The following is a 26,770-nucleotide window of genomic DNA, read 5'->3' as shown; positions in this document are numbered from 1 at the left end:
TCGCGCCCGCCCTGCTAAAAGCGGAAAACGACATGCCGAAACGTACAGATATCAAATCAATCCTCATCGTCGGTGCCGGCCCGATTGTTATTGGTCAGGCTTGCGAGTTTGACTATTCCGGTGCCCAGGCCTGTAAGGCGCTCAAGGAAGAGGGCTACCGCGTCATTCTGGTCAACTCGAACCCGGCGACCATCATGACCGACCCGAACCTGGCCGATGCCACCTATATCGAGCCGATCAAACCGGCGATGGTCGCCAAGATCATCGAAAAGGAACGTCCGGACGCGATCCTGCCGACCATGGGTGGTCAGACAGCGCTGAACACCGCGCTTGCCCTGCATGATGACGGCACGCTTGAAAAATACGGTGTCAAGATGATCGGTGCGAAAAAGCACGTCATCGAAAAGGCCGAAGACCGTCAACTGTTCCGCGAAGCCATGGACAAGATCGGCCTTGAAAGTGCACGCTCTGCGATGGTCAGCACCTTCGAAGACGCGGTCAAGGCGCTTGAGGTCACCGGCCTTCCGGCGATCATTCGTCCAAGCTTCACGCTTGGTGGTGAAGGTGGCGGTATTGCCTATAACCGCGAAGAGTTCGAACAGATCGTGCGCAACGGTCTGGCAATCTCGCCGACCCACACGGTTCTGATCGAAGAATCCATTCTCGGCTGGAAAGAATATGAGATGGAAGTGGTCCGTGACCATGCGGATAACTGCATCATCATTTGCTCGATCGAAAACGTCGATCCGATGGGCATCCACACCGGTGACTCGATCACGGTCGCCCCGGCGCTGACCCTGACCGATAAAGAATACCAGATCATGCGCGATGCATCGCTTGCCGTCCTGCGCGAGATCGGTGTCGATACCGGTGGTTCAAACGTGCAGTTCGCGGTCAACCCGGATGACGGTCGTCTGATCGTGATTGAAATGAACCCGCGTGTGTCGCGTTCTTCTGCGCTGGCCTCCAAGGCAACCGGCTTCCCGATTGCCAAGATCGCAGCAAAGCTCGCGGTTGGGTACACGCTCGATGAACTTGATAACGACATTACCGGTGTTACCCCGGCATCGTTCGAGCCGACCATCGACTATGTCGTCACAAAGATCCCGCGCTTCACCTTTGAAAAGTTCCCGGGCGCCAAGCCGCTTCTGGGCACTGCGATGAAGTCGGTTGGCGAAGCCATGTCGATCGGTGGCTGCTTTGCTGAAAGCCTTCAGAAAGGTCTGCGCTCGATGGAGACCGGGCTTACGGGCCTGAATGAAGTCAAAATCGAAGGCGCACCGGACAAGGCCGCGATCCGCGCCCAGCTGACCCAGCCGATCCCGTTCCGTGTGCTTTACGCGGCCCAGGCCTTCCGCCATGGCATGACGCTTGAAGAAATCCAGACCGCAACCAAGTTCGATCCTTGGTATCTCAAACAGATCGAAATGCTGGTCGCGGAAGAAGAAAAAGTCCGCGCAAACGGCATTCCGACCGACAAGCAGGAATTGCTGCGCCTCAAGAAGCTTGGCTTCTCGGATGCGCGCCTTGCCGAACTGGCGGGCCGCGAAGAAGACGCCGTGCGCGCCGATCGTCAGGCCCTTGGCCTGCGTCCGGTTTACAAGCGTATCGACACCTGTGCCGCCGAATTCCCGTCGCGCACGTCTTACATGTACTCCATGTATGAAGGCGATGGTTTCTTTGAGCCGGAAAACGAGGCCGAAGTCACCGATCGCAAGAAAGTCATCATTCTTGGTGGTGGCCCGAACCGTATTGGTCAGGGCATCGAGTTTGATTACTGCTGTGTGCACGCGGCCTATGCGCTGCGTGAAGCAGGTGTTGAGGCCATCATGGTCAACTGTAACCCGGAAACGGTTTCAACCGACTATGACACCTCTGATCGTCTGTATTTCGAACCGCTGACCGCCGAAGACGTGATCGAGCTCTGCCAGCTTGAACAGTCCAAGGGCGAGCTGATGGGTGTAATTGTTCAGTATGGCGGCCAGACCCCTCTGAAACTTTCCGCTGCACTTGAAAATGCCGGCATTCCGATCCTGGGCACCAGCCCGGACAGCATCGACCTTGCCGAAGACCGTGACCGGTTCCAGGAACTGATCAACAAGCTCGGCATGAAGCAGCCGGCCAACGGCATTGCCCGCTCGGTCGACGAAGCTGTCCAGATCGCCGAAGGCATCGGCTATCCGATCGTCATCCGCCCAAGCTATGTTCTGGGTGGCCGCGCGATGGAAATCGTTCACACCACCGAAGATCTTCTGCGCTACATGCACGAAGCGGTGCAAATGTCGGGCAAAAGCCCGGTTCTGATCGACAGCTTCCTGCTTGATGCGATTGAAATTGATGCTGATGCGGTCTCGGACGGTGAGAACGTCTTTGTTGCCGGCATCATGCAGCATATCGAAGAAGCCGGTATTCACTCTGGTGACTCGGCCTGCTCGCTGCCGCCCTATTCGCTTGCTGACGCAATGATCGAACGCCTCAAGGCCCAGACAGTTGAACTGGCCAAGGCATTGGATGTTGTCGGCCTGATGAACGTGCAGTTCGCGATCAAGGACGACGAAATCTATCTGATCGAGGTGAACCCGCGTGCCTCTCGCACGGTTCCATTCGTCGCCAAGGCCACCGGCAACCCGATTGCCAAGATCGGTGCGCGGATCATGGCGGGCGAAAAACTTGGCGACTTTGACATTGATCACGGTCCGTTCAAGCATATCGCCGTCAAGGAAGCCGTCCTTCCGTTCAACCGCTTCCCGGGTGTCGATACCCTGCTTGGCCCGGAAATGCGTTCGACTGGTGAAGTCATGGGCCTTGATACCGATTTCGGGCGCGCTTTTGCCAAGGCACAGATGGCAGCGGGTCACACCCTGCCACTTGAAGGCAAGGTGTTCATTTCGGTCAAAAACTATGACAAGCCTGCCGCTATTCAACTGGCACGCGACGCCATTGCGCTTGGTTTTGGCGTGGTTGCGACCCACGGAACCGCACAAGCTCTTGAAAAAGAAGGGCTGGACGTCACCCCGGTCAATAAGGTACAGGAAGGACGTCCCCACATTGTGGACATGATGAAGAACGGCGATATCAAACTGGTGTTCAACACCACCGAGAGCAAACAGGCCGTGGTCGACAGTTTCTCGATCCGCCGCACCGCTCTTACCGATGACATCCCGTACTACACCACTGTCGCCGGTGCCCGCGCCACGTTGCGCGCCATCGACAACCTGAAACGCGGCGCACTTGCAGTCCGTCCCGTTCAGGAATATCTTGGGGACAAGTACTAAGGTTCTCTATTGAACCAAAGGCAAGAATTCAGACCGCCCGGCGGGATGCCGGGCGGTTGATTTTGTAGTATCGACCGCTAATAAGAATAGGCTGTGAGCGCGATGGAAAAAGTACCAATGACCCCCCAGGGGCATCAGCGTCTCGAAGAAGAACTGAAGCATCGCAAGTCCGTCGAACGTCTTGAAATCATCAAGGCCATCGCGGATGCCCGCGAACATGGCGATCTTTCGGAAAATGCCGAATACCATGCCGCACGCGAACGCCAAAGTTTCTGCGAAGGTCGTATTGCCGAGCTCGAAGACGTACTCAGCCGCTCCGAAGTCATCGACGTGCCGTCACTGGCCGGCGATGTCGTCAAATTCGGCGCGAAGGTAGAGCTCGTTGACGAAGACACCGAAGAGGAAACCACCTATCAGGTGGTTGGTCCGATCGAAGCCGACATCAATGCCGGCCGTATCTCGACCACATCCCCGATCGGCCGTGCTCTGATTGGCAAGTCGGTCGGTGACTCTGTCGAGGTCACCGTCCCGGGCGGCACCAAAAGCTATGAAATTCTGAAGGTCGATTTTTCCTGACCCGGAAACAACTGATCAGCATCAGGGCCCGGGAAATTCCCGGGCCTTTTTCGTTTCAGACTTTCATTCGAGACACAGACACAAAAAAAAGCCGGGCAAAATGCCCGGCTTTTTTGCTGGTTGGGACGCTTGTTAGCCTTACTCGGATTTCGCCAACTGATCGAGAACCGCTTCAACATTGCGGTTAAGATCGGTTGCTTCTGATCCAAGGTGATCGGCACTGCCCAGAAGCTCGGTCGCGGTTTGACCCGTCTGATCGGAAATTTCCGACAGCTGATGGATCAGGTCTGACAGATCACGGGTCGCATCGACCGTGACATTCAGGCTTTGAGCAATCTCGCGCGATGCGGCCTGCTGCTGGTCCATGGTCGAGGAAATCGTGGTGGTAACTTCCACCAGATCGCCGATGGTCTCCGAAACCCCGTTGACCGCCGAGACGGAATCGCCCGTTGCGGCCTGGATTTCCGAAATCTGCTGGGCAATCTCGTCGGTTGCACGCGCGGTCTGGTTGGCAAGGTTTTTCACCTCGTTTGCCACCACGGCAAAGCCTTTGCCGGCTTCCCCGGCACGGGCGGCCTCGATCGTTGCGTTCAGCGCCAGAAGGTTGGTTTGGGACGCAATATCGGTAATCAGATTGACGACCTCGCCGATCTTCTCGGCTGCTTTTGACAGCCATTCGATCCGCTCACTCGCCGTCGAGGACCGCGAAACCGCATTGTCGGTGATCTCGCGGGCGCGGACGACTTGACGGGAAATCTCTTCGGCGGATGCATTGATCTCATCAACGGCGGATGCCGCCGACTGCACGTTCTGCGAGGTTTCCTCGGACGCGTGGACCGCGCCGACAGACGCCTCACGACCGGTACGTGCGCGATCATCAAGAAGCTGGGCGCGTTCTTGCAGTTGAAGCGATTCCGCATCCACCGCACTGGCAGACTTACCAATCATCGAGGTGATCTGATCGGCCAGTTCACGTTTGAAGTTTTCACGTTCGATCTTGCGCTGATCACGCAGTCGCTCGTTTTGTGCCAGAAGGTCCTGTGCGGATTTTGCCGCTTCTTCGGCTTCGGCCCGTGCGGTATCGGCATTGGTCAGTGTCGAGTAAAGACTTTTGCACGACCAGATCAGAACCCCGGCTTCGACAATCACGACCACCGCATGCAGAACCACCCGGAAGAAGTCGGCGCCATTCGGGAACACCCAATAGGGCACGGCAAAGTTCAGAATCAGGTGGTGCAGGGCAATAACGCCAGCGGCAACCACAATCGTTTTCCAGCAGACCAGCGCGCCAAGCACAGCCAAGGCTGCAAAGAAATACATGTGAATGTCGAGCTGCCATTCATGCCCGCGGAAGGCATAGACCAGAACCGCGACCTGCAGGATCATGGCAGAGGACACAATAAAGCGCGAAATCTGCGCCTGCGGTCCCGCCCCCCGGCAGACAACAAATGCAATAGCAGCAAAAACCGCGCTGGCAATAAGCGGTGATAGCGCGTCACCGCTTGCAAAATAACCGGCAATCGCACTGAGAACGATATGCACGACCAAAATGACAAACAGCGCCTTTATCGCAATGGCACGAATTTCGAGTAACTTTTCCATAGGCTTCCACCCAAATATCAGAAGGCTTTTATATCTTCGTCCGCGTCAAAACAGGCTGATGCGACAAGCGGCGACAAGGCAAACAAAGCGCCGAAATCATCAGCTTCGGGCACCGCGCCATCGTCACGTATAACGACCGCCATATGCCCAAAGCCGCCAAATCTCGAGACGCGACCACCGGAAGCCCCGACCCGCTCAAGGATTTCCTCTTCACTCATGGCAAAAGGAAACACCATTCCCACACCCGCCAGCGCGTCGGACGGGCGATAAGACAGAACGACCAGCAACATTACACCGGCAATCGCAAACAGCATTGTCGGCACGATTCCACGCCAATCGTCTTCCTCGACAGCTGGAATTACATCGGGTTCAAGTTCTTTTTGAAACGCTTCCAATTACGATCCCAAGACAATCACTATCCTAAGAGATAAACAATACACCATTGGCATAGGTACTTACTACTTAATGCCCTTGCCACGTCACTGACAAGGACTTTCACCCATACGCTTAGTGTTCACCATCCGGTAAACGTGCGCCATCACACCGTTTAACTTATTGTTTCTGTGTACCTTTCCACGGTGTGAACCCGGCCTGGATCACATCTTGAGGATGATGCATGGCTCCCTTGTTCAACGGGCATAATGCGACCGCAACACGGATAGGTTTTGGACATGATGCCTTGTTCATGTCCTAGCAAGGGTCGCAAAACAAATAAACCGGCGTGAAAAAGCGCCGGTTTTTCCGCCTTGATCAGGAATGTCAGCTCATATGTTGCAGATCTGTGGGCGCATCGCGCTCAATCGTCGACGTCGATATCGATCGGAACGCCCGGCATATTCTTCGCCGTCCGAATCGAAAGCGCTGATTTGACGTGATTGACGTTCTCGGCAACGGTCAGTTCGGTGGTCAGGAACTTCTGATATTCGTCCCAGCTGTGCGACACGATCTTAAGCAGGAAGTCCATTTCGCCGGCCACCATGTGGCATTCACGTACTTCTGGCCATTCTGCCGCACGGGCTTCAAAGGCGCGTAGATCATGTTCAGCCTGACTTGCCAGCCCAACCATCGCAAACACGGTGACGTTATAGCCAAGTGCCTGCGCATCGACTTCGGCGTGATAGCCCTGAATGAATCCGGTTTCTTCGAGTGCGCGCACACGACGCAAACAGGGAGGAGCCGAAATACCTGCACGGCGTGCAAGTTCCACATTGGTCATGCGGCCATCTTCCTGCAGATCGCGCAAAATCCTGCGGTCGATCTTGTCGAGTTTGACCCGTTGCATTTATTCCTCGATTCTGTGCGCGAAAGTTACCTCGATTGAAACAATATTACAGCGAGGCAAGTTGCTGGCAATAATATAATCGAGGCAAGAATGCAATCTTGTGCTTGGTTGCCGTAACTGAAAATGCTGCAAAATCCGGTTTTTGACCGTCGCATGGCCCACGTATGGCGGGGCACGCCAAGCCGGCTGGTGATTTACAAATTCTACCCGCCGCAAACGTGGAATTCCCTCTTTGCCAAAACGCGCATTGGCGCGTGCAAACTTTTCCTCTGCCGGTTGCGTCTTGGGCGCTCTCCACATATGTTCGACGTCAGTTTTTTACTCATCTCGGACAATTACAAAGACCATGGCCCAGGAACATCAGACCAAAGTCCTCATCATCGGATCCGGCCCTGCCGGATACACTGCTGCGATCTATGCTGCGCGCGCCAACCTTGAACCCATGATGGTCATGGGCCTTCAGCCGGGCGGCCAGCTGACGATTACCACCGATGTCGAAAACTACCCGGGCTTTGCCGATGTCATTCAGGGTCCGTGGCTGATGGATCAGATGAAGGCCCAGGCCGAGCATGTCGGCACCAAAATGGTCCATGATCTGATCACCGAGGTCGATTTCTCCAAACGTCCATTCGTCTGCAAAGGCGACTCCGGTGATACCTATATTGCCGAAACCGTTATCATCTCGACCGGTGCACAGGCCCGCTGGCTGGGTCTTCCGGGCGAAGAGAAATTCAATGGCCGCGGCGTTTCGGCTTGTGCCACCTGCGACGGCTTTTTCTATCGCAACAAGCCGGTCACGGTTGTCGGTGGCGGCAACACCGCCGTTGAAGAAGCGCTTTATCTGGCTGGTATCTGTTCCAAGGTGACCCTGATCCACCGCCGCGATGAACTGCGTGCAGAAAAGATGCTTCAGGAACGCCTGCTCAAGCATGAGAAAATCGACGTTGTCTGGGACAGTGTCGTTGAGGACATTCTCGGTGGTGACGGTCCGATGGATGGCGTTGAAGCCGTACGTGTCCGTAATATCAAAACCGACGAAACCCTCGACATTCCGGCAGATGGCTTCTTTGTTGCCATCGGTCATGACCCGGCAACCGCCGTCTTCAAGGATCAGGTCGATATGGATGACGAGAACTATATCCTCGTCAAGCCGGGCACGACCCTGACCAATGTCGAAGGCGTTTATGCTGCAGGCGATGTCACCGACAAGGTTTACCGTCAGGCAGTCACAGCGGCCGGAATGGGCTGCATGGCCGCCCTTGAAGCCGAAAAATTCATTGCAGAGCAAGAAGCCTGATCTTCCGGCCTTGGATGATCTGAATGACAAAAGGGGATGCTTCCGGCATCCCCTTTTTTAATGGCTCCAACCTGGCGCGATCCCGCTACCAGCCTCAGATTGATCGAAAATCGCAACACGCTTAGCCAACTGCTTTAAAATGTCTTCTTGCAGAAAACGCCACAGGCCTCATATTGATTGAATAATCATGCACTTGGTCAAAGCCTGTGACGCACTTAATAGTGTGGAAACCAAATTGGCCATAAAAGAAGAGAACCATTATCAGGGGTCTGGCGCATCGACCGTGCGCTGGTGACATCTAGGAGCAGGTCTATGGACTGGGACAAGCTGCGTGTGTTTCACGCTGTTGCCGAAGCCGGGAGCTTCACCCACGCAGGGGAAAACCTTAATCTGAGCCAGTCGGCCGTCAGCCGACAGATCAGCGCACTGGAAGAAAGCGTGAAAGTCCCGCTTTTCCATCGTCATGCGCGTGGCCTGATCCTGACCGAACAGGGTGAGCTGCTCTATCGCACGGCCCACGATGTTTTCGCCAAGCTGTCCATGGCCGAGGCGCGCATTCGAGAATCAAAGGAACGCCCCAGTGGCCCGCTCAAGGTCACGACAACGGTTGCCTTTGGCTCAACCTGGCTGACCCCGCGTATCAACGAGTTTTTGGAACGCTATCCGGAAATCGAACTGTCGCTGGTGCTCAATGACGAGGAGCTCGATCTTGCCATGCGCGAGGCCGATGTTGCCATCCGCATGCAACCACCTCGTCAGGCCGACCTTGTCCAGCGCCAGTTGATGACGCTGCGCTATCATGTGTTTGCATCGCCGGAATACATCAAGCAGTTCGGCATGCCCAAAACCCCCGAAGAGCTCAAGGACCACCGCCTGATTATTTATGGTGCGGATGCCCGCCCGCCGGTATCCAACGTCAACTGGATGATGGCAACCGCCCAGCAGTTCAAACCGGACATGCGTCCGATTCTGAAGCTGAACAATATCTATGGCATCTTCCGTGCGACCGAGTCTGGCCTCGGCATCTCTGCCCTGCCGGATTATCTGTTGCCATCCAACAGCAATCTGGTGCGCATCCTGCCGGAACTCGAAGGGCCAAGCTTTGATGCCTATTTCGTCTATCCGGAAGAACTGCGTCATTCCAAGCGGATCGCCGTCTTCCGCGACTTCCTGATCGAGGAAATCACCAAGGTCAAGGCAAAGGCCGCCGCAGCTGCCAGCGCAACGACCGACAAATAGCCGCCAGAAACCACGGCTATCAAAGACTTTCACACAGCCCGGCTATGCCGGGCTGTTGTCGTTTGGGCGCGCTTGCTGCCAGGCATTCGCCCTCGCCAATAGCCCCCTGTGATGAGAAACGGAAATTTCAACCATCAGAGGGCGATTTTCACATCATGCAATGAACATCAAAGCGCGTGGAACGGTGACCGTGCCATAATGTCTTAAAATTGCTGACATTTTATTGTCATGCGTTTAGCGCATGGTTGATTTGTAGTTATTCAATTTTCAATCCACTCAGAGCTCACCTATATTCACATCATAAGTTGTGAGCAGCCGCACAAAGCGTGAGCGCTCCGACTTTCTGATTTTGGACGTTTCGTCCGCCGGAACGATATCCGGCACGGGAATCTTCCCTAGATTCCCTACGTCTCCCAGACGTGAAGCCTCCCTGATAAACTTGCCGGGCACATTGATGCCCGGCATTTTTTTTGTGCTACCGCACAATGAATTCACCCTGCAAACAGTGATCCAGTCCGAAAACGGCTTAGCATCCGAGTATATTTCTTTTTAATATCAATTAGTTACACTGACACTTCGCACCTCTGAAGATTTATGCAGAAAATGCATGGCTGAAAAAGCAATTTGGCAGTGGTCATTGTCGTCAAAAACGCTATCTTCCTTCTCGAACCGCAGCGGCAAACGTCGCATCGCGGTCCAGAGTTTTCTCCCTGACCGACTATGTCGGTCTTTAGCCGGACGCCCTGTCCGGCTTACCCAGGGCCCTGCGAAGGGTCCTACGTCTCCCAGACGTGAAGCCTCCCTGATAAACTTGCCGGGCACATTGATGCCCGGCTTTTTTTTGCTTTATCCCCTGCCGATACCGTTTTCCCGCACGCAGCTGTGATCACCCGTCATCGCATCGCGACTTGGCAAGCAACGCTTGTGGTTCCACTATGGGTGCCATCACTGTGTCCATAAAAGACACCCATCTGAATGATCGGGACACCGGCACCATGAAAAGCACGCTAAGTGCCTTCCTGTTTGGCAAGAACGCCAACAGCCATCTGCCAGAACGCGTGCAAAGCGCGATTGAAAAGCAGCAATATGAAAGCGAAAAGCTCATCGGCTGGGTACAGCTGCTGCTGGTGACAATCTTTGCCAGCCTCTATGTCATCTCGCCCAAAACGGCGATGTCGGATGGCATTCATCCGGTGCCATGGGCACTTGGCCTGTATTACCTGTTTACCCTCAAACGTCTGGCGCTGACCTATCGCAACAAACTGACCGACTGGTTCCTGACCCTGTCGGTGATTGCCGATATCGGACTTTTGATGGTCCTGATCTGGAGCTTTCATATCCAGTACATGCAACCGGCAAGCTTCTATCTCAAAGCGCCGACCGTGCTTTATGTCTTCATCTTCATTGCCCTACGCAGCTTGCGCTTTGATCCGCGCTATATCCTGATTGCCGGCGGCACGGCGGCGGCGGGTTGGATCATCCTGACCGGTTATGTCATCTGGTCGGAAGGCGGCAAAAGCATGATCACGCGTGATTATGTGACCTACATGACCTCGAACGCGATTCTGATCGGGGCCGAGATCGACAAGATCATCGCCATCGTTCTGGTCACAGCCGTTCTGACGATTGCCGTCATGCGCGCCAAGCGATCCTTTATCCGGGCCGTGACCGATGAAATTGCCGCGCGTGATCTGTCACGCTTTGTCTCGCCTGAAATTGCTGATCGCATCACCCATGCCGAACAACAGATCCGTCCGGGCGATGGTGAGGCAGTCAATGCCACGGTAATGTTTACTGACATCGAAGGCTTTTCCTCGGTCTCTGAGAAGCTCGCGCCAAAAGAACTGGCCACCATGCTCAATGAGTATTTCACCGAGACCAGCGCGGTGATTTCGCATTTTGGCGGTGTGATCACCCAGTTTGAAGGTGATGCGATGCTGATCACCTTTAACGCCGTCACCCCCGATAGCGACCATGCGCTCAATGCCGTGCGCACCGCCCTTGCCATTCAGGACCTCGCCAATCGACGCATCTATTGCCATGGCGGGCAGCTTAAAACCCGCTGCGGCATCAATTCCGGCGAGATTGTCGTCGGTGCGGTCGGCTCCGAAAGTCGCCTGACCTTCACGGTCCATGGCGACAACGTCAACATCGCCTCCCGACTTGAGTCGCTCAACAAGGAGTTCGGCACCTATATCCTCGCAACCGAGGACACCGTGCGTGCCTGCGGCAACCATGATGACATTCCGGCATGGGAAGAACAGGGCGATGTCACCGTGCGCGGCCGGGAACAACCGACAAAGATATTCTCACTCTCACCGATGAAAAATTCCGTGCCTGTTTCGGATCAGGCGACAGACAGCACAGTCGTGTCTCGCGACGGATAACGCCGCCCTCAACATCTCGATCATTGGCGCCGGACAAATTAAAAGCCCGGGGAGCTTGAAGCTCGCCCGGGCTTTGGGGACAGATGGTCTTGGGGAGACCTGTCAGATGCGCTGCCTTGCCCGTGGGGTGCAATGACGCCTTGGGGGGAGGTAAAGCGTCTTTTTCGGGCCTCGATGCCGTGAGGGAGAGCACCGCATCGATGTTTTCGCATCCGACAGTTAGGAATATGCCTTTGAAATGCGGCTCAAAAATCGGTGATTGGTGACCTTTTGGGGGCAAATTGCGGCAATTGCGGCATAGAACACCCGCCCGGCAAGCATCCCCGAAATCCGGACAAAAAAGTGGGGCGGGATAAAACCCGCCCCAATCTATTCGGGGTCATCATGGTCTTGGGGAGACCAGGTCAGCCGGGGTATTTCAGGTGGGGGAACAGCCTGAAACCAATCGGGCCAGCATCGTGAGGGGGGACAGAGACTGCTGACCGCGTCCTCGACTGACAGTTGTGAATGTGCCCTGAAATCAAGGCGGGAAAACAGGTCACATTGGGCCATTTCGGGGCGAATTGTGTTCCAATCAAGGCACCAGAAACCCAACCCATTGATTTCATTGAGTCCGCCAAATGAAAACCCGGCCCAAAACCTATGAAATTCTTTTTTTGCCCGTATGCCCACCACACTCCAATGATCGGATTCAGCCATATCGATGGCCCACGGGAATATCCCTACTTTCAGTAATAGAATTGCCCTATCGCAAACAATTAAACAATCAATTGGTGTAATTAGAAAATATCTTGCATACTCTTTTCAATGTAAAAGAGAACACACATACCCGCTTGCTTCTAAAGCGGCGAAAGGAGATAAACATGCAGATTGATATTGGCATCAATGAATCCAACCGCACCGAGATCGCCGACGGCCTTGGCCGCGTTCTCGCTGACAGCTACGCCCTGTATCTCAAAACGCACAGCTTCCACTGGAACGTGACGGGCCCGATGTTTAATGCCCTGCACAACATGTTCGAGGAACAGTATACCGAACTGGCAACAGCCGTTGACGAAATCGCCGAGCGTATCCGGTCGCTGGGAGCGTTTGCCCCGGCCAGCTTCTCGGCCTATGGCGAACTGACCGCGATCAAGGAAGAAAAAGGTGTGCCCGCCGCCAAAGAAATGATTGCACAGCTGGTTTCGGGCCACGAGACCGTGATCAAGACCGCACGTTCGCTTTATGCCCTGTGCGATAGCGCTGACGATGACGCCACTGCAGACCTTCTGACCGCCCGCATTCAGGTCCATGAAAAAACCGCCTGGATGCTGCGTTCCCTGCTCGAAGGCTAAACCCCGATTTATCCCGTCCCAACGCAAAACGGCCCGGATTTCTCCGGGCCGTTTTTCTATGCACACACTACCAAATCAGGCAAACAGTGGGTCAATCAGGCGGCCCGCATTCAGGACGCCCTTGTCCTGCCCGTGCGGTGCCGCAATCATCAGGGCGGCTGGCGCCTTTTCACCGGGAATATCAACCGGCATTGAAAGCGCGCAGGCATCAACCAGATTAAGCATCCCCGTATTGCGCAGCATCAGCGGGTTCAGGGTTTCGATGTCCGCTTCAACCTCGGCAATCTTTGGCGCCATGCGGGCCAGGGTCGGTGCAATCATGACATCCACATCGGCAAGTGCCGCCGCGAAACGGGCAATCACATCGGTGCGTTTGGCGTAGGCCGCAATGACATTATCTTTGCTCAGGCCATCGGCAAACTTCAAGCGTGACAGAACATATGGATCGCCGCAGGTTTCAAGGGCGGCGAAATCCTTGGCATAGATCGCGTTTGCCTCACTCGACACCAGATCACGGGTCACCAGAGCATTATCGGCAATAAATCCAAGATCAATCTCGATCAGCTCATGCCCCGCCTTGCGCAAGGTATCGCAAATCATCTCGAAATCGGCCTTTACGCGATCGGAAAGATCATTGGTAAAGGCGTTCATCGGCACCCCGACCCGAAGCTTTTTTTCCTCTGGCTGCGGGACGCTTTGCCCACTGATGACCTCAAACACCGAAATTGCGGTCTCAAGATCGCGCGCCAAAGGCCCCGGCGTATCAAAGCTTTCTGCCAGCGGCAAAATACCCGTCCTTGGCACAGAAAGGCGACTTGGCTTAAAGCCGTAAAGACCATTGATTGCCGATGGAATCCGGATCGAGCCCCCCGTATCCGTCCCCATCGCAATATCAACCAGCCCAAGACCCGCACTCACCCCGGCACCGGATGACGACCCACCAGGGATCCCTTCCGGGTCAAACACATTGCCCGGCGTGCCGTAATGCGGATTAAGCCCGACGCCGGAATAGGCAAACTCGCTCATACTCGTGCGGCCAAACGGAATGGCGCCAGCCGCCTTGATCCGGCGCACACATTCGCAATCCTCCTTGGCCGGTGCGATGTCTTTCAGGAGCTTGGATGCGGCGGTTGTTCGAACCCCGGCCTCATCATAGAGATCCTTGATCGATACCAGCATACCGCCAAGCGGCGCCCCGGGGTTTTGCGCGCAATATTTCTCGGTCTCTGCGGCGGCGGTTAAAATCCGCTCAGCATCAAACTCGGTAAAGATCTTGCCTTTCAGATCGCCAAGTTCATTGACCTTGTCGATTGCCGCTTTTGCCTTATCGATCATTGCACCCATCTGACACCCCGATTTGCTGTTTGTCGCGATAAAACAAATCCGTACGATCCGTCCCGCGCATTCTGTTTCACTGTCATAGGATGGCGCATGCGTGTGATCAAGGATCAGATCGGCAATTTCGCCCGTATAACCGTGATAGCAACCGCAAAGGGTCATCGTTTCACCAAACGATCACCGAGCCGTGACTTGCCCAAATCGGCTTTTGCACGGACAGTAGCCCAAGGATCAACGGAGGACACCATGCTGATACGCGGTAAAAAGGGGTGGGAAATCCCTGAAAAAGACGCCACACCGGAATCAATCTATAAAAACCGCCGCCAGTTCCTTAAAGGCATCGCGGCCGGATCCATCGGCGCAACGGCATCGAACCTCCCGCTTGGCAGCGCACTGGCGCAAGGGTCGGGCACCACCGCTGATCTTTATCCGGTTGATCGCAACCCGGCCTATACGGTCGAACGTGAAATGACCGAAAAGGCCAAGGCGCTGACCTATAACAACTTCTACGAATTCGGATCGCACAAATCGATCTCCCAAGCCGCGCAAGCCATGCGCGTCCGCCCCTGGACCGTGGTGATCGACGGGCTGGTTGAAAAGCCGATTGAAATTGATTTCGAAGACCTGGTGCGCAAGATGCCGCTCGAAGAACGCGTCTATCGCTTCCGCTGCGTTGAAGCCTGGGCGATGACCGTACCCTGGTCCGGTTTCCCGATGAAGGCGCTGGTTGATTTCGCAAAGCCCCTGTCGGGTGCGAAATATGTTGAAATGGAAACCGCCAGCCAAAAGGACACCATGCCCGGCCTGCGCCAGTTCTGGTATCCATGGCCCTATATCGAAGGGCTTTCGATGGCCGAGGCCACCAACGAACTGACCATGATCGCCACCGGCATCTACGGCGAAGAACTGCCCAAGCAGAACGGCGCGCCGTTGCGTCTGGTGACGCCGTGGAAGTACGGCTTTAAAAACATCAAATCCATCGTCCGCTTTACCTTCACCGACAAGCGCCCGAAAAGCTTCTGGGAAGACATCAACGCCGATGAATATGGCTTCTGGGCCAACGTAAACCCCGAAGTCCCCCACCCGCGCTGGTCACAGGCGCATGAACGCCTGCTCAATAACGGCGAAAGCGTGCCCACCCGGATCTATAACGGCTACGGCGAATATGTCGCTGATATCTACAAGCGCATGGAAAACGAACGACTGTTTATGTGATGCCATCCCTTCAAACACAAAAAAGCCGGGGCAATCTGCACCCGGCCTTTTTTGTGTGATTGAGCTTTTCGTTAAGCCCCCTTGCGACGACGCCCCTTGTATTTCGGTTTGTTGGCCGATTTTGATCCCGGTCCGACAGTACCGATTTCGCGTGCCATCGGCCCGGCTTCGGCAAGACCAAGTTCCTGATCCTCAAGCCGCTTGATCTCGTCACGCAAACGTGCCGCTTCCTCGAACTCAAGGTTCCCGGCCGCATCGCGCATGCGTTTTTCAAGATCCTCGATATGGGCACGCAGGTTATGCCCCACCATGATGTCGCCCGAAACACCGGTATCGACGGTGACGTAATCCTGCTCGGCGACACTTTCGAGAACATCATTAATCCGCGAGCGCACGGTTTCGGGCGTGATGCCATGTTCCTCGTTATAGGCCATCTGCTTTTCACGCCGGCGGTTGGTTTCGCCAATCGCATATTCAAGGCTGTCAGTCATCTTGTCGGCATAAAGCAACACACGCCCGTCAACGTTACGCGCCGCGCGGCCAATCGTCTGAACCAACGATGTCTTGGAACGCAGGAAACCTTCCTTGTCAGCATCCAAAATCGCCACCAGCGCACATTCCGGGATATCAAGCCCCTCTCGCAGAAGGTTAATCCCCACCAGCACGTCAAACACGCCAAGGCGCAAATCACGGATAATCTCGATCCGTTCCAGCGTATCAATATCCGAGTGCAGATAACGCACACGAATCCCATGCTCATGCAGGTATTCGGTCAAATCCTCGGCCATGCGCTTGGTCAGGGTCGTGACCAGAACACGCTGGCCCTTGGCCGCACATTCCTTGGCCTCGCCCAGCAAATCATCGACCTGGGTTTCGACCGGACGCACGATACAGACCGGGTCAATCAGGCCGGTCGGGCGAATGACCTGTTCGGCAAACACACCACCAGTGCGTTCCATTTCCCAATTGCCCGGGGTTGCCGAAACAAACACGCTTTGCGGGCGCATTGCTTCCCATTCCTCGAACTTGAGCGGCCGGTTATCAACACAACTCGGCAGGCGGAAGCCATGCTCGGCCAGTGTCGCTTTGCGATTATAGTCACCCCGGAACATACCGCCGATCTGCGGCACCGCCACGTGGCTTTCATCGACAAACAGCAATGCGTTTTCCGGAAGATATTCAAACAGGGTCGGCGGCGGCTCCCCCGGGCTACGTCCCGAAAGCCAGCGGGAATAGTTTTCAATCCCCTTGCAGTGCCCGACGGTTTCCATCATTTCGAGATCAAAGGTCGTGCGCTGCTCGATCCGCTCGGCCGCCAGCAACTTGCCTTCGGCCTGGAATTGCGCCAGTCGGTCTTTAAGCTCCTGCTTGATACCGGCCATCGCCTGCACCAGCGTCGGACGCGGCGTGACGTGGTGCGAATTGGCATAGACCGTGACCGAGTCCATGGTGGCAAACTTGTGCCCGGTCAGCGGGTCGAACTCCGCCAGTTCCTCGATCTCGTCACCAAACATCGAAACGCGCCAGGCCCGGTCTTCGGCGTGGGCCGGGAAAATCTCAAGCACATCACCGCGCACCCGGAATGTGCCGCGCGAAAAGGCCGCGTCATTGCGGGTATATTGCAACTCCACCAGACGCTTCATGATGTCGTTGCGATCAATCTCATCCCCGACCGAAATGCGCTGAGTCATCTCAAGATAGGTTTCCACCGCCCCGATACCGTAAATGCACGACACCGATGCCACGATGATACAGTCGTTGCGCTCCAAAATCGCACGCGTAGCGGCATGGCGCATCCGGTCGATCTGCTCGTTAATCGAACTGTCTTTCTCGATATAGGTGTCCGAGCGCGGGATATAGGCTTCCGGCTGATAATAGTCGTAATAGGAGACGAAATATTCGACCGCATTATCCGGGAAGAACTGCTTCATCTCGGCATAAAGCTGGGCGGCCAAAGTCTTGTTCGGCGCCAAAACCAATGCCGGGCGCTGGGTATTGGCAATGATATTGGCCATGGTAAAGGTCTTGCCCGACCCGGTCACACCCAGCAGAACCTGATCACGCTCATCATCATTGATGCCCGACATCAGCTCGGCAATCGCAGCGGGCTGGTCGCCGGCCGGCTCATATTCGGTCACGAGTTTGAATTCCCGTGATCCTTCAACAGGCGGGCGTCGTTTGGTCAGAAATTCCGGCAGCGCATTCATCGGGCAGGTCCCTTTTTATTCCAACCCTAGTTATAGGTCAGATACAACCAATCGCAAGCCCCGCCCCTGACAGTTCCTGTCAGGAAATGTCAGCAGACGTCAGGAAGGCAAACGGGAACAACACGGCAAATGTTGCGTTAAAGTATCCAGTTCTTTCCGCTCGGACTTCTGAATGGCCGCAAAATTGGATAAAATCATCCCAAAGAACCCGCAAAAGGCTCTAAACAGCCTTGAATTGCTTCTGAGGCAGGCGTAGGGTCCGAACCGAAAGAACGAGATTCTTTTCACTCTCATAAATTCCAGGGAAACAGACCAATGGCGTTCATTGCCGACCGTTTGAGCCGTATCAAACCCTCCCCCACCATTGCTGTCACCACCAAGGCTGCCGAACTTAAGGCTGCTGGCGTTGATGTGATCGGTCTTGGCGCAGGTGAGCCGGATTTCGATACCCCCGACAACATCAAAGAAGCCGCAAAAGCTGCGCTCGATGCTGGCAAGACCAAATACACTCCGGTCGCTGGTACGCCTGAGCTGCGCAAGGCGATTGTCGAAAAGTTCAAGCGTGAAAACGATCTGGAATACACCATCGACGAAATCACCGTCGGTTGCGGTGGCAAGCAGACCCTGTTCAACGCGTTCTTCGCAACGCTGAACCCGGGCGACGAAGTCGTCATCCCGGCACCGTACTGGGTATCCTATCCGGACATGGCGCTCATGGCCGAAGGCTCCCCGGTCATTGTCGAATGCCAGGAAGAAAACGACTTCAAAATCACCGCAAGTGAACTTGAAGCCGCAATCACACCGAAAACCAAATGGGTTGTTCTGAACTCCCCGTCCAACCCGACCGGTGCGGCATATTCACGCGAAGAACTGCGTGCGATTGCCGACGTGCTTCTGAAACACGAAAACGTCTATGTCATGTCTGACGACATGTATGAGCACCTCGTTTATGACGGTTTCGAATTCACCACCATCGCCCAGGTCGAGCCGAAGCTCAAAGAACGTACGCTGACCTGTAACGGTGTGTCGAAATCCTATGCCATGACCGGCTGGCGTCTGGGCTATGCCGCAGGTCCCAAAGACCTGATCAAGGCGATCAACAAGGTTCAGTCGCAATCGAGCACCCATACCTCATCGATCAGCCAGGCAGCTTCGATCGAAGCGCTTAGCGGCCCGCAGGACTTCCTCGCCGAGCGCGCTGAAGTCTTCAAAAAGCGTCGTGACCTTGTTGTTGCAGCGCTCAACGAGTGCGAAGGCCTGTCATGCAAGACGCCTGAAGGTGCGTTTTATGTCTATCCGTCCTGCGCGGGCGCGATTGGCAAAACCACCCCGGATGGCAAGAAAATCGAAACCGATACCGACTTCGTCACCTACCTGCTCGAAGCAGAAGGCGTTGCTGCGGTTCAGGGTTCGGCATTCGGTCTGGCACCGTATTTCCGCATTTCCTATGCGACCTCTGACGAGGCCCTGACCGAGGCTTGCGCACGTATCAAACGTGCTTGCGCAGCCCTGAAATAAGGTCTGCATTCCCGAACTTCGGGATTAAAACGCATCAATCAGGGTCCGGCACTTGCCGGGCCCTGTTTTTTGTCCATGATCGCAATCAAATAATTACGCACCGAATTACCGATATACGCCTCAACAAAGATTGCCCCATAAGAGCTATAAGTCAGATGAAGATCGAAAATTTCTATGCCACGGTGAATGGCATCAGCCTGTCTTGCCAGCGGATTGTTCCCGATGATGTCCGCGCCGATGCACCCACCATCCTGTTTCTGCACGAGGCGCTTGGCACCATTCGCATGTGGCGTGACTTTCCCGCCAAGCTGGCAACCGCCACCCGTCATCCGGTGATTGTCTATGAACGGCGCGGCCACGGGAAATCCGACCCGCACGCCGCGGGCGATGTTCCGCGCGCCATTGATTTCCACAACACCGAAAGCGATGTCTATCTGCACGGCCTGATCACGGAACTTGGCCTGACCAAGCCAATCCTGTTTGGCCACAGTGACGGGGCGACCATCGCGCTGAAATATGCCGCGCGCTTCCCCGACAACGTAACCGCCGTGATTTCAGAAGCCGCCCACGTCTTTGTCGAGGATGTCACAGTCGCCGGCATTACCGAGGCGGCCAAAATTTACGCCGAGACCGACTGGAAAACCAAACTCCAACGCCATCACTTCGCCCAGACCGACGATGTCTTCCGTGCCTGGGTCGATACCTGGCGCCAGCCGGATTTCCTTGAATGGAACATGGTTGATGAACTGGCCAACATTACCTGCCCGCTTCTGGTCATTCAGGGCGATGATGATCAGTTTGGCAGTGGTGAACAGGTCCACACCATTTGCGCCAAGACCGGCGGCCCGGTGACCAAGATGCTGATCAAGGAGTGCGGCCATATCCCGCATTTCGATCAACCTGATCAGGTGATTTCGGCAACACTCAAGCACCTGAGAATTATATAACTTAGAAAAACCAAGAGAGCAGACTTCTGGCCAATGTCATGTATTGGTTTTTGGTCCCCATTCTTGTGGTCGTTCTGGTTTGCCATTTGGCGTAAACGCAGACAAACACTGATAGGTCGCTTTATCGAGGTCAGCGGGCAAGAAGACTTTCGAGCAAATGTATCGCGCAAAATGCTTGAGTGGACTATTTCCAAGTATTCGAGAATATCGATAAGCCCGAGAACACGCTCGTTTGTAAACAGCAACTGCGACTTCGCGATCTCCCACCATAAGCTCATGCGCGAAATAATAGATCGCGCAAATAGAGTCATAACGACTTCTAGCAATCTGAGAAGAAAGGCGCCCTGGCGCTTCCTCTACCATCATTGCTACGTTGTCAGTTAGTCTGGCAATCTTGTCAGTCGCAGCGGTTGCCCGCAGGGCAATTGTATAGTCGGGTGACCGTAGTCGCGTATCTGCACCAGAAAATTGCTCGAAAAGAGATTTTTTGATTAACATACAACTGGAATTATGCGGAAAGCTTTTGATGAAGCGCTGTTGAGCTGCCTTACGATCCATCACGATACAATTCTTACTGTCCACATTACCCATTTGTGTGACGGCTTTACCGGATTGAGAAAAATATCCGAAAGAGCCGATAACAAAATCAACGTGTTCTTTTAAGGCAACTTCGAACATTACGCGGGTTGACTCTTTACAGGGAATATCGTCGCCATCCAATAAGCGAATCCATTCGTGCTGCGATGCGGAAACACCAACATTCGTTGCGATAGCCGCCCCCTGATTTTCTTGTTCTATTACACTGACCTTGTTGTCGAGAAGATGTGCATTTTCTTTAATGAGCTTCACTGAGTCATCTGACGAACCATCATCCACAAAAATGTACTCGACTTCATCGGGCTTGATTGAGTTTTCGGCAGCAAGACATTCGATTACATCAACGATATAGGGGGCTTTGTTATATACTGTAACGACGTAGGAAATTTTCATGTTTAAATTTGCTCAATGTAATTCTAGTGTTGGCTTCTCAGACAAGGGCTGATTTACCTTCAACAGAGGCGCTGCAAGCAAGATGTGTGGAATCTTCGGCCATACTGGTCTTCACTCCGACAATATCAAAGCCTCACACATAGCTCTTCATACCTTAGCACATCGTGGCCCAGATAGTTGGGGTTACGAGGTATGTGACGGAGTCTATATCGGGCATCAACGGCTCAGTATTCTCGATCTATCGCAAAACGGTCGTCAGCCGATGGTGTCCGACGGTGTTTATCTTACTGTAAACGGAGAAATCTATAACTATCGCGAACTGCGATCAAAGTTGAAAAGAGATTTCAATGTCACTTTTAATAGTGACAGTGACAGTGAAGTTATCCTCCACGGTTACATATATTGGGGAATTGATCGACTTCTCTCGGAAATCGATGGAATGTTCGCATTCTCGATTTATGATAGCGCCCGTAAAAAAATTATATTGTCTCGGGATCATGTCGGAATAAAGCCGTTATACTTTGGCACTTCACAAAAAGAACTAATCTGGTCCTCAGAACTGAAAGCGATTGAACAATATTGCGGCAAAGACAATCTCAACATCGATGCGACCGCAATTTACGACTTCATGACGTATCTATATATCCCTTGCCCAAAGACGATGTACGAAGACGTACACAAATTGGAACCGGGCCATTACGTCACATTCGATTTACAAACCTCCCGTCTTGAAAAGAAAAAATACTGGAACCTTGAGATTTCTACTCGTACTGACATTGAAGATTGGTCCTCGTTTATCAGAGAGCATCTCGGTCAAGCAGTTAGAGAACAACTTGTTGCGGACGTTGATGTAGGTTTCTTCTTGAGTGGTGGTGTCGACTCAAGTGTAGTGTGCTCAGAAGCGAGTCAGATTTTACCAAAGATTCAAACTTTCTCAATTGGTCACGTCGATGAGAGCGATGACGAAGCACCATTTGCTCGCATGGTCTCCGAAAGAATTGGTTCGCTACATTTTGAGAAGTTCTTCAGCCAAGATATTGCGAATACAAACTTTAGCCTTTTAAGGACACTATACGACGAACCGTTTGGCGATGTTTCAGCACTACCTACAAATGAGGTTTGCAAACTTGCTCGAGAAAACGTCACCGTTGTTCTAACTGGTGACGGCGGAGATGAACTATTCGGAGGTTATTCATCTTATTCATCAGCAGAGCATGTATTTTCCACAACACCAGTTAAAATGGCTTGGTTACGTTCCTTGGTCGTAGCACTAAAAAGCTACGCCCCTCATCGGGCTATTATCAAAAAAGCTCAAAGATTCGAAGGTAAGACGCTAACTGATCCGATGGAGCGCTGGGCTGCAATCAAAGGCGGTGTGATCAAAACAGATCCCTGGAAAAAAGCATGGGCGAAAACCCATAACATCCCTGCCTCATATGATGACTATTGGTATTTTCGCAAATTCGACCGTCCTGATTTACCGCCAAGATCACGTGCGCAGTTTATTGACTTCCATACTTACATGCACGATTCCGTACTAACCAAGGTTGATCGTGCTAGCATGGCCGTCGCTTTGGAAACACGGGTTCCGTTCTTGAGTAAGAAAATGATTCTTGCGGCCTGGTCCATTCCTGAGGAGGTACGATATGCGCAAAACGATCTTAAAGCAGCTCTAAAAAGCGCCTATTCAGCACAGGTTCCCCACGAAGCACTATATCGAAAGAAACAAGGGTTCGGGATTGGACGTGTCAGAAAGGGTGACCAACTGTATGATCGAGCCAAAAATATTTCGAAACAGATTCTGAAAAAACTGTTTCCGGAAGTCGTTTAGAAAGCGGTGCATAACCTGCTCACGGTATATCATACAATCATGTCATTCCCTCACAGTTTCTTGGATAACGTATTCTGGCACTAGAGCTATATCAGTTCACGACACCCCATATGTCACCCTCCAAAAACAAAAGCAGCGGTGTTAAGTGTCAAGGACCGCTGCATGATATATGCGCATCCTTGCGTTTGCCCTTACAATGATTTTGCGCATGACGGCGACAAGCGCGACCTTTCCGGGTTTTCCCTTTTGTTTGAGGCGTTGGTAGAAGGCTTTCATCTCCGGATCGAAGCGAATAGCAGGTAGTGCGGCGACATAGAGAACGTCGCGCACCTGTTGTCTGCCGCCGGCAATCGTTCTTTTGCCCCGCATGAGGCCGCTATCACGATTGAGCGGTGCCACACCAACCAGTTTGGCAATCTGGCCTTTGTCCAACCGTCCGAGTTCAGGCAATCCAGCCAGCAGGAAGCAAGCGGTTCTCATCCCGATACCTTTCAGCGACATCAGAACATTTGCTCGGGCCTGCAGGTCCTCATCTTCGGCCAGGCAGTTTTCCATTGCCATGATCACCTCGCGGCGCTGCTCAACAAGAAAGTCGAGCGTTTCCTCAATCCATCCCAGCGTTTTATCGATCTGCTTTTCCCTGCGATTCTTTTCCTGAACGATCATGTGGGGAAAGTTGGCGATAGCGTTGTACGAGGTCGGACAGTTCAGACTGCCGTGCTGAAGGGGACTCGAGCAAGCGGGTTTCCATGCGCCTGCCGTAATCTGCGATAACGAAGGCGTCAATCCGGTCGGTTTTGGACAGTTGGCCGCTGGCGCGGGCGAACTGGCGGATATATTTCGCATTCACCTTTGCAACGGGCCGGCGTGCCGCCAGCAAGGCTTCAACAATTGATCGTTCATAGCCTCCTGTCGGTTCAACAAGGATACGCTCAACATCCTCATACCCGGCAAGCCAACCAAGAAAGCTGGCAATGCCCGAAGGTGTATTGGCAAAAGTTTTTGTCCGGTTTTCAGGTAACAGGCAAATATCAAAGGTGGATTTCGATATATCGATCCCCACAAAACGCGTAGTATAAGTCATTGGCTTTGTCCCTCTTATACACGAGCGTAAAAGCTCTCTCAGCGGTTCGACGAAGCCTCAGGGTGCGCAGAGGGTTCTGCTTTTTTACGACCGTCAAGGGTCCTGCCCGCAAGGGCTCAACCGCTCTGTGCTCCGTGAACGGGTGGTGGTCACCACCCGTTCAAACAAAAGAGGCAGAAGGATCATAACAAATCCTTCTGCCTCTCAATGTATAAGCCCCGGTCACCTGATGGTACCGGGGCTTTCTTTTGGGCGTTGGCCCGAATTCGGTGATGTGGCTTATTCCGCCAGGGCGTCTTCGGCGTCGATCACGACGGCAACCGCGTGAATGACCGATGCGATACGGATGGCGTTCTGGATGGTTTCCTTTTTAACGCCAGCGTTTTTCAGCACCTTGTCATGGCTATCGATGCACATGCCGCAACCATTGATCGCCGAAACAGCGATCGAAAACAGTTCGAAATCGGCTTTGTCGATGCCCGGCTTGCCGATTATGTTCATGCGCAGGCGTGCCGGCATGGAGCTGTATTCTTCATCCGATACCAGATGGTTGAACCGGTAATAGATGTTGTTCATACCCATGATGGCGGCCGCACCCTTGGCAGCTTCAACGGCCTCATCGGTCAGTTTTTCTGCGGCTTCGGCGGCAACAGCCTTGGTCAGTTTGGCGTTGCGCGATGCAAAGGCACAAGCGAGCGCGGTACCGTAAACCTGCTGGTCGGTCATGCCCGGATTGTTGGCCATGCTCGAAAGGTTCAGCTTAAGGTCCTTGGCATAGGCCGGCATGGAGTCCTTGATTTCAACGATCGACGTCATGGGAAAAATCCTCTGGAACTGTCTGAAGCGATAAGCGCGTAATGCAAAAACGAATTTGGGATCAGCCGTGTCAGAGTCGCACCCATTGGGCGCGGACAATGGAAAAGGCAGCATTCATAGCAGGCTGAAAAGCGGGACCGGGCCAAAGCCCGATCCCATCATCATGCCCGGACCGGACTTAGAGGGTTTCGTCACCCTGGGTCCAGTTGCACGGGCAGAGTTCGTCGGTCTGCAGAGCGTCAAGAATACGAAGCGCTTCCTGCGGGTTACGACCAACGTTCAGGTCATTGACCTGTACGTGACGGATGATGTTGTCCGGGTCGACGATGAAGGTCGCGCGCAGGGCAACACCGGCGTCTTTGGCCAGAACACCAAGGGCGGTCGAGAGTTCTTTTTTCTCGTCAGCCAGCCATACGAACGGGCTGTCGCCCAGGTCTTCGTGGTGGGTACGCCATGCAGCGTGCACGAAGTCGGTGTCGGTCGAGCAACCCAGAAGAACGGCATCACGGTCTTCGAAGTCACCGTTCAGTTCGCCGTAACCAACGATCTCGGTCGGGCAAACAAAGGTGAAGTCTTTCGGCCAGAAGAACAGGATCTTCCATTTGCCTTCATAGGACTTGTCGGTAACCGGAGCGAAGCTGTCCGGGCCTTTGCCCGAAACACCGGTCAGATTGAATTCAGGAAGCGTATCACCAACGGTAAGCATTATGGTTTCTCCTAACCCAGTTTTAAAAACACAGAACGGCCCCCGACAGGCCGCAGAAATTTGTGTGAGCAGGTGCAAAAAATGCACTGCTTGCTAGCGATTTGTAGAGAAATGCATTACCTAAGACAAATAGATAAAACTTCGAGTTTTGATAGGAAAAATTAATGGCTGCCCAACCGAGCATCAAGCAGCTCAAATACCTTGTCGCGCTGTCCGAGACCGGACATTTTGGCCGCGCTGCAGAGGCTTGCTTCATTACGCAGCCAAGTTTGTCGGCTGCCATCAGCGAGCTTGAGAACCTTCTCGGTGCGCAGCTGGTCGAACGCAACAAGCGTCAGGTCCTGATGACCCCACTGGGCGAAGAGGTCGTTTCGCGGGCGCGAAATATCCTTCAGGAAGTCGATGAATTAACCACCATGGCACAGGCCGCTGCCGACCCGCTGTCGGGCCCGATCCATATCGGCGTCATTCCGACCATCGGCCCCTATCTTTTGCCCGATGTCATGGCCTCGCTGAAATCCGGTTTCCCGAAATTGCAGCCGCTCCTGCGCGAAGACCAGACCGCCAATCTGATCGAACTTCTGATGGCGGGCAAACTCGACCTTGCCCTGATTGCTCTGCCGATTGATGAAAACTGGCTTGAAGAGTTCGAACTGTTTGAAGACCGCTTTGTCTTTGCCTGCGCGCCGAACAATCCGCTAACGCATAAAAAGCATCTCGAAATCGGCGACATCAAGGATGAAAAGCTTTTGCTGCTTGAAGACGGGCACTGCCTGCGCGATCAGGCACTTGAAGTCTGTCAGAAAGCGGGCTGGAGCAAATCGGCCGATTTTCAGGCCAACAGTCTCTCGACCCTGGTGCAGATGGTCGGTGCGGGTATCGGTGCCACACTGTTGCCTGAAATGTCGCTTGAAGTCGAAGCACGTCGGCCGGATTTGCTCAAGATCATCCCGTTTGAAAATCCGGTTCCGATCCGGCGCATCGGCATGGTCTGGCGGCGCAGCTCGGCACGTAAACGCGAATATCGTCAGTTGGCGGCCTTTTTGCGTGATCGCCTGGCCCCGCGCGACGAGGCCGTGGTTGCCTGATCGGGGGCTTGTTGCCCGCCGTACCGTTTAAGGACACG

General features: G+C 53.9%; 19 protein-coding genes and 1 pseudogene. 11 read left to right on the top strand and 9 right to left on the bottom strand.

Going from position 1 to position 26,770, the window contains the following annotated elements; translation table 11 throughout:
• Nucleotides 1–32: 32 nt before the first annotated feature.
• Nucleotides 33–3,275, top strand: coding sequence for a carbamoyl-phosphate synthase large subunit (carB, locus tag ACXAF0_RS17470; protein WP_475347106.1), 3,243 nt, complete (start codon nucleotides 33–35; stop codon nucleotides 3,273–3,275).
• 102 nt (nucleotides 3,276–3,377) lie between these two features.
• Nucleotides 3,378–3,851 (top strand): transcription elongation factor GreA, encoded by a 474-nt coding sequence (gene greA, locus ACXAF0_RS17465; protein ID WP_475347105.1) that lies wholly within the window; start codon nucleotides 3,378–3,380, stop codon nucleotides 3,849–3,851.
• A gap of 138 nt (nucleotides 3,852–3,989) precedes the next feature.
• Here the strand turns inward: greA and ACXAF0_RS17460 are convergent, their stop codons facing one another.
• The 3 genes from ACXAF0_RS17460 to ACXAF0_RS17450 form a co-directional block, all read right to left on the bottom strand.
• Complete coding sequence (locus tag ACXAF0_RS17460; RefSeq protein ID WP_475347104.1) at nucleotides 3,990–5,453, bottom strand: methyl-accepting chemotaxis protein; 1,464 nt, start codon at nucleotides 5,451–5,453, stop codon at nucleotides 3,990–3,992.
• A gap of 17 nt (nucleotides 5,454–5,470) precedes the next feature.
• Nucleotides 5,471–5,848 carry a hypothetical protein gene (locus tag ACXAF0_RS17455; protein ID WP_475347103.1) on the bottom strand — a complete coding sequence of 126 codons (378 nt, stop codon included), beginning with the start codon at nucleotides 5,846–5,848 and terminating at the stop codon, nucleotides 5,471–5,473.
• A gap of 401 nt (nucleotides 5,849–6,249) precedes the next feature.
• Nucleotides 6,250–6,735, bottom strand: a complete 486-nt coding sequence (locus ACXAF0_RS17450; RefSeq protein WP_167720494.1) for an Lrp/AsnC family transcriptional regulator — start codon at nucleotides 6,733–6,735, stop codon at nucleotides 6,250–6,252.
• 346 nt (nucleotides 6,736–7,081) lie between these two features.
• On the opposite strand from ACXAF0_RS17450, the gene trxB reads away from it, so the two are divergent.
• The 4 genes from trxB (at nucleotide 7,082) to ACXAF0_RS17430 (ending at nucleotide 12,992) form a co-directional block, all read left to right on the top strand.
• Nucleotides 7,082–8,032: a thioredoxin-disulfide reductase gene (gene trxB / locus ACXAF0_RS17445; protein ID WP_475347102.1), complete on the top strand. Its 951-nt coding sequence runs from the start codon at nucleotides 7,082–7,084 to the stop codon at nucleotides 8,030–8,032.
• A gap of 312 nt (nucleotides 8,033–8,344) precedes the next feature.
• Entirely contained in the window at nucleotides 8,345–9,271 is a 927-nt protein-coding gene (locus tag ACXAF0_RS17440) for a LysR family transcriptional regulator (protein WP_475347101.1), read from the top strand.
• A 995-nt stretch (nucleotides 9,272–10,266) separates the two neighbouring features.
• Complete coding sequence (locus ACXAF0_RS17435; RefSeq protein WP_475347100.1) at nucleotides 10,267–11,658, top strand: adenylate/guanylate cyclase domain-containing protein; 1,392 nt, start codon at nucleotides 10,267–10,269, stop codon at nucleotides 11,656–11,658.
• 863 nt (nucleotides 11,659–12,521) lie between these two features.
• On the top strand, nucleotides 12,522–12,992 hold the full coding sequence (locus ACXAF0_RS17430) for a Dps family protein (RefSeq protein WP_475347099.1): 471 nt from the start codon (nucleotides 12,522–12,524) through the stop codon (nucleotides 12,990–12,992).
• Between the two features lie 75 nt (nucleotides 12,993–13,067).
• On the opposite strand, the gene ACXAF0_RS17425 is transcribed toward ACXAF0_RS17430, so the two are convergent.
• Nucleotides 13,068–14,492, bottom strand: a complete 1,425-nt coding sequence (locus ACXAF0_RS17425; protein ID WP_475347098.1) for an amidase — start codon at nucleotides 14,490–14,492, stop codon at nucleotides 13,068–13,070.
• An 84-nt stretch (nucleotides 14,493–14,576) separates the two neighbouring features.
• Here ACXAF0_RS17425 and msrP point away from each other — a divergent pair, with 84 nt between their 5' ends.
• Nucleotides 14,577–15,545: a protein-methionine-sulfoxide reductase catalytic subunit MsrP gene (gene msrP, locus ACXAF0_RS17420; protein ID WP_475347097.1), complete on the top strand. Its 969-nt coding sequence runs from the start codon at nucleotides 14,577–14,579 to the stop codon at nucleotides 15,543–15,545.
• 71 nt (nucleotides 15,546–15,616) lie between these two features.
• Here msrP and uvrB read toward each other — a convergent pair whose 3' ends face one another.
• Nucleotides 15,617–17,752 carry an excinuclease ABC subunit UvrB gene (uvrB, locus tag ACXAF0_RS17415; RefSeq protein WP_475347096.1) on the bottom strand — a complete coding sequence of 712 codons (2,136 nt, stop codon included), beginning with the start codon at nucleotides 17,750–17,752 and terminating at the stop codon, nucleotides 15,617–15,619.
• Between the two features lie 315 nt (nucleotides 17,753–18,067).
• Between uvrB and ACXAF0_RS17410 the strand changes: the two genes are divergently transcribed.
• Complete coding sequence (locus tag ACXAF0_RS17410; protein WP_475347095.1) at nucleotides 18,068–19,270, top strand: aspartate transaminase; 1,203 nt, start codon at nucleotides 18,068–18,070, stop codon at nucleotides 19,268–19,270.
• A gap of 155 nt (nucleotides 19,271–19,425) precedes the next feature.
• Nucleotides 19,426–20,217 carry an alpha/beta fold hydrolase gene (locus tag ACXAF0_RS17405; RefSeq protein ID WP_475347094.1) on the top strand — a complete coding sequence of 264 codons (792 nt, stop codon included), beginning with the start codon at nucleotides 19,426–19,428 and terminating at the stop codon, nucleotides 20,215–20,217.
• Nucleotides 20,218–20,253: 36 nt separating this feature from the next.
• On the opposite strand, the gene ACXAF0_RS17400 is transcribed toward ACXAF0_RS17405, so the two are convergent.
• On the bottom strand, nucleotides 20,254–21,207 hold the full coding sequence (locus ACXAF0_RS17400; RefSeq protein WP_475347093.1) for a glycosyltransferase family 2 protein: 954 nt from the start codon (nucleotides 21,205–21,207) through the stop codon (nucleotides 20,254–20,256).
• A gap of 82 nt (nucleotides 21,208–21,289) precedes the next feature.
• Between ACXAF0_RS17400 and asnB the strand changes: the two genes are divergently transcribed.
• Nucleotides 21,290–23,038, top strand: a complete 1,749-nt coding sequence (gene asnB / locus ACXAF0_RS17395; RefSeq protein ID WP_475347092.1) for an asparagine synthase (glutamine-hydrolyzing) — start codon at nucleotides 21,290–21,292, stop codon at nucleotides 23,036–23,038.
• 141 nt (nucleotides 23,039–23,179) lie between these two features.
• On the opposite strand, the pseudogene ACXAF0_RS17390 reads toward asnB, so the two are convergent.
• The 3 genes and pseudogenes from ACXAF0_RS17390 to ACXAF0_RS17380 form a co-directional block, all read right to left on the bottom strand.
• Nucleotides 23,180–24,122, bottom strand: a pseudogene (locus ACXAF0_RS17390) (IS110 family RNA-guided transposase).
• 279 nt (nucleotides 24,123–24,401) lie between these two features.
• Nucleotides 24,402–24,938, bottom strand: a complete 537-nt coding sequence (gene ahpD, locus ACXAF0_RS17385; protein WP_475347091.1) for an alkylhydroperoxidase, AhpD family — start codon at nucleotides 24,936–24,938, stop codon at nucleotides 24,402–24,404.
• A gap of 178 nt (nucleotides 24,939–25,116) precedes the next feature.
• Nucleotides 25,117–25,644: a peroxiredoxin gene (locus tag ACXAF0_RS17380; RefSeq protein WP_044827842.1), complete on the bottom strand. Its 528-nt coding sequence runs from the start codon at nucleotides 25,642–25,644 to the stop codon at nucleotides 25,117–25,119.
• A 164-nt stretch (nucleotides 25,645–25,808) separates the two neighbouring features.
• Between ACXAF0_RS17380 and ACXAF0_RS17375 the strand changes: the two genes are divergently transcribed.
• Entirely contained in the window at nucleotides 25,809–26,732 is a 924-nt protein-coding gene (locus ACXAF0_RS17375) for a LysR substrate-binding domain-containing protein (protein WP_475347090.1), read from the top strand.
• Nucleotides 26,733–26,770 lie beyond the last annotated feature (38 nt).

This window comes from Thalassospira sp. ABD4_177, assembly GCF_056160125.1.
This window is presented reverse-complemented; position numbering and strand designations above follow the sequence as displayed.

Excerpts from the sequence above, each read along its gene's own strand:
- msrP (WP_475347097.1), top strand. The coding sequence starts at position 14,577 with ATGCTGATACGCGGTAAAAAGGGGTGGGAAATCCCTGAAAAAGACGCC.
- trxB (WP_475347102.1), top strand. The coding sequence starts at position 7,082 with ATGGCCCAGGAACATCAGACCAAAGTCCTCATCATCGGATCCGGCCCT.
- ACXAF0_RS17375 (WP_475347090.1), top strand. The coding sequence starts at position 25,809 with ATGGCTGCCCAACCGAGCATCAAGCAGCTCAAATACCTTGTCGCGCTG.
- ACXAF0_RS17440 (WP_475347101.1), top strand. The coding sequence starts at position 8,345 with ATGGACTGGGACAAGCTGCGTGTGTTTCACGCTGTTGCCGAAGCCGGG.
- ACXAF0_RS17450 (WP_167720494.1), bottom strand. The coding sequence starts at position 6,735 with ATGCAACGGGTCAAACTCGACAAGATCGACCGCAGGATTTTGCGCGAT.
- carB (WP_475347106.1), top strand. The coding sequence starts at position 33 with ATGCCGAAACGTACAGATATCAAATCAATCCTCATCGTCGGTGCCGGC.
- ACXAF0_RS17405 (WP_475347094.1), top strand. The coding sequence starts at position 19,426 with ATGAAGATCGAAAATTTCTATGCCACGGTGAATGGCATCAGCCTGTCT.
- ACXAF0_RS17425 (WP_475347098.1), bottom strand. The coding sequence starts at position 14,492 with ATGACCCTTTGCGGTTGCTATCACGGTTATACGGGCGAAATTGCCGAT.
- ACXAF0_RS17460 (WP_475347104.1), bottom strand. The coding sequence starts at position 5,453 with ATGGAAAAGTTACTCGAAATTCGTGCCATTGCGATAAAGGCGCTGTTT.
- ACXAF0_RS17435 (WP_475347100.1), top strand. The coding sequence starts at position 10,267 with ATGAAAAGCACGCTAAGTGCCTTCCTGTTTGGCAAGAACGCCAACAGC.
- greA (WP_475347105.1), top strand. The coding sequence starts at position 3,378 with ATGGAAAAAGTACCAATGACCCCCCAGGGGCATCAGCGTCTCGAAGAA.
- ACXAF0_RS17430 (WP_475347099.1), top strand. The coding sequence starts at position 12,522 with ATGCAGATTGATATTGGCATCAATGAATCCAACCGCACCGAGATCGCC.
- ahpD (WP_475347091.1), bottom strand. The coding sequence starts at position 24,938 with ATGACGTCGATCGTTGAAATCAAGGACTCCATGCCGGCCTATGCCAAG.
- asnB (WP_475347092.1), top strand. The coding sequence starts at position 21,290 with ATGTGTGGAATCTTCGGCCATACTGGTCTTCACTCCGACAATATCAAA.
- ACXAF0_RS17380 (WP_044827842.1), bottom strand. The coding sequence starts at position 25,644 with ATGCTTACCGTTGGTGATACGCTTCCTGAATTCAATCTGACCGGTGTT.
- ACXAF0_RS17410 (WP_475347095.1), top strand. The coding sequence starts at position 18,068 with ATGGCGTTCATTGCCGACCGTTTGAGCCGTATCAAACCCTCCCCCACC.
- uvrB (WP_475347096.1), bottom strand. The coding sequence starts at position 17,752 with ATGAATGCGCTGCCGGAATTTCTGACCAAACGACGCCCGCCTGTTGAA.
- ACXAF0_RS17400 (WP_475347093.1), bottom strand. The coding sequence starts at position 21,207 with ATGAAAATTTCCTACGTCGTTACAGTATATAACAAAGCCCCCTATATC.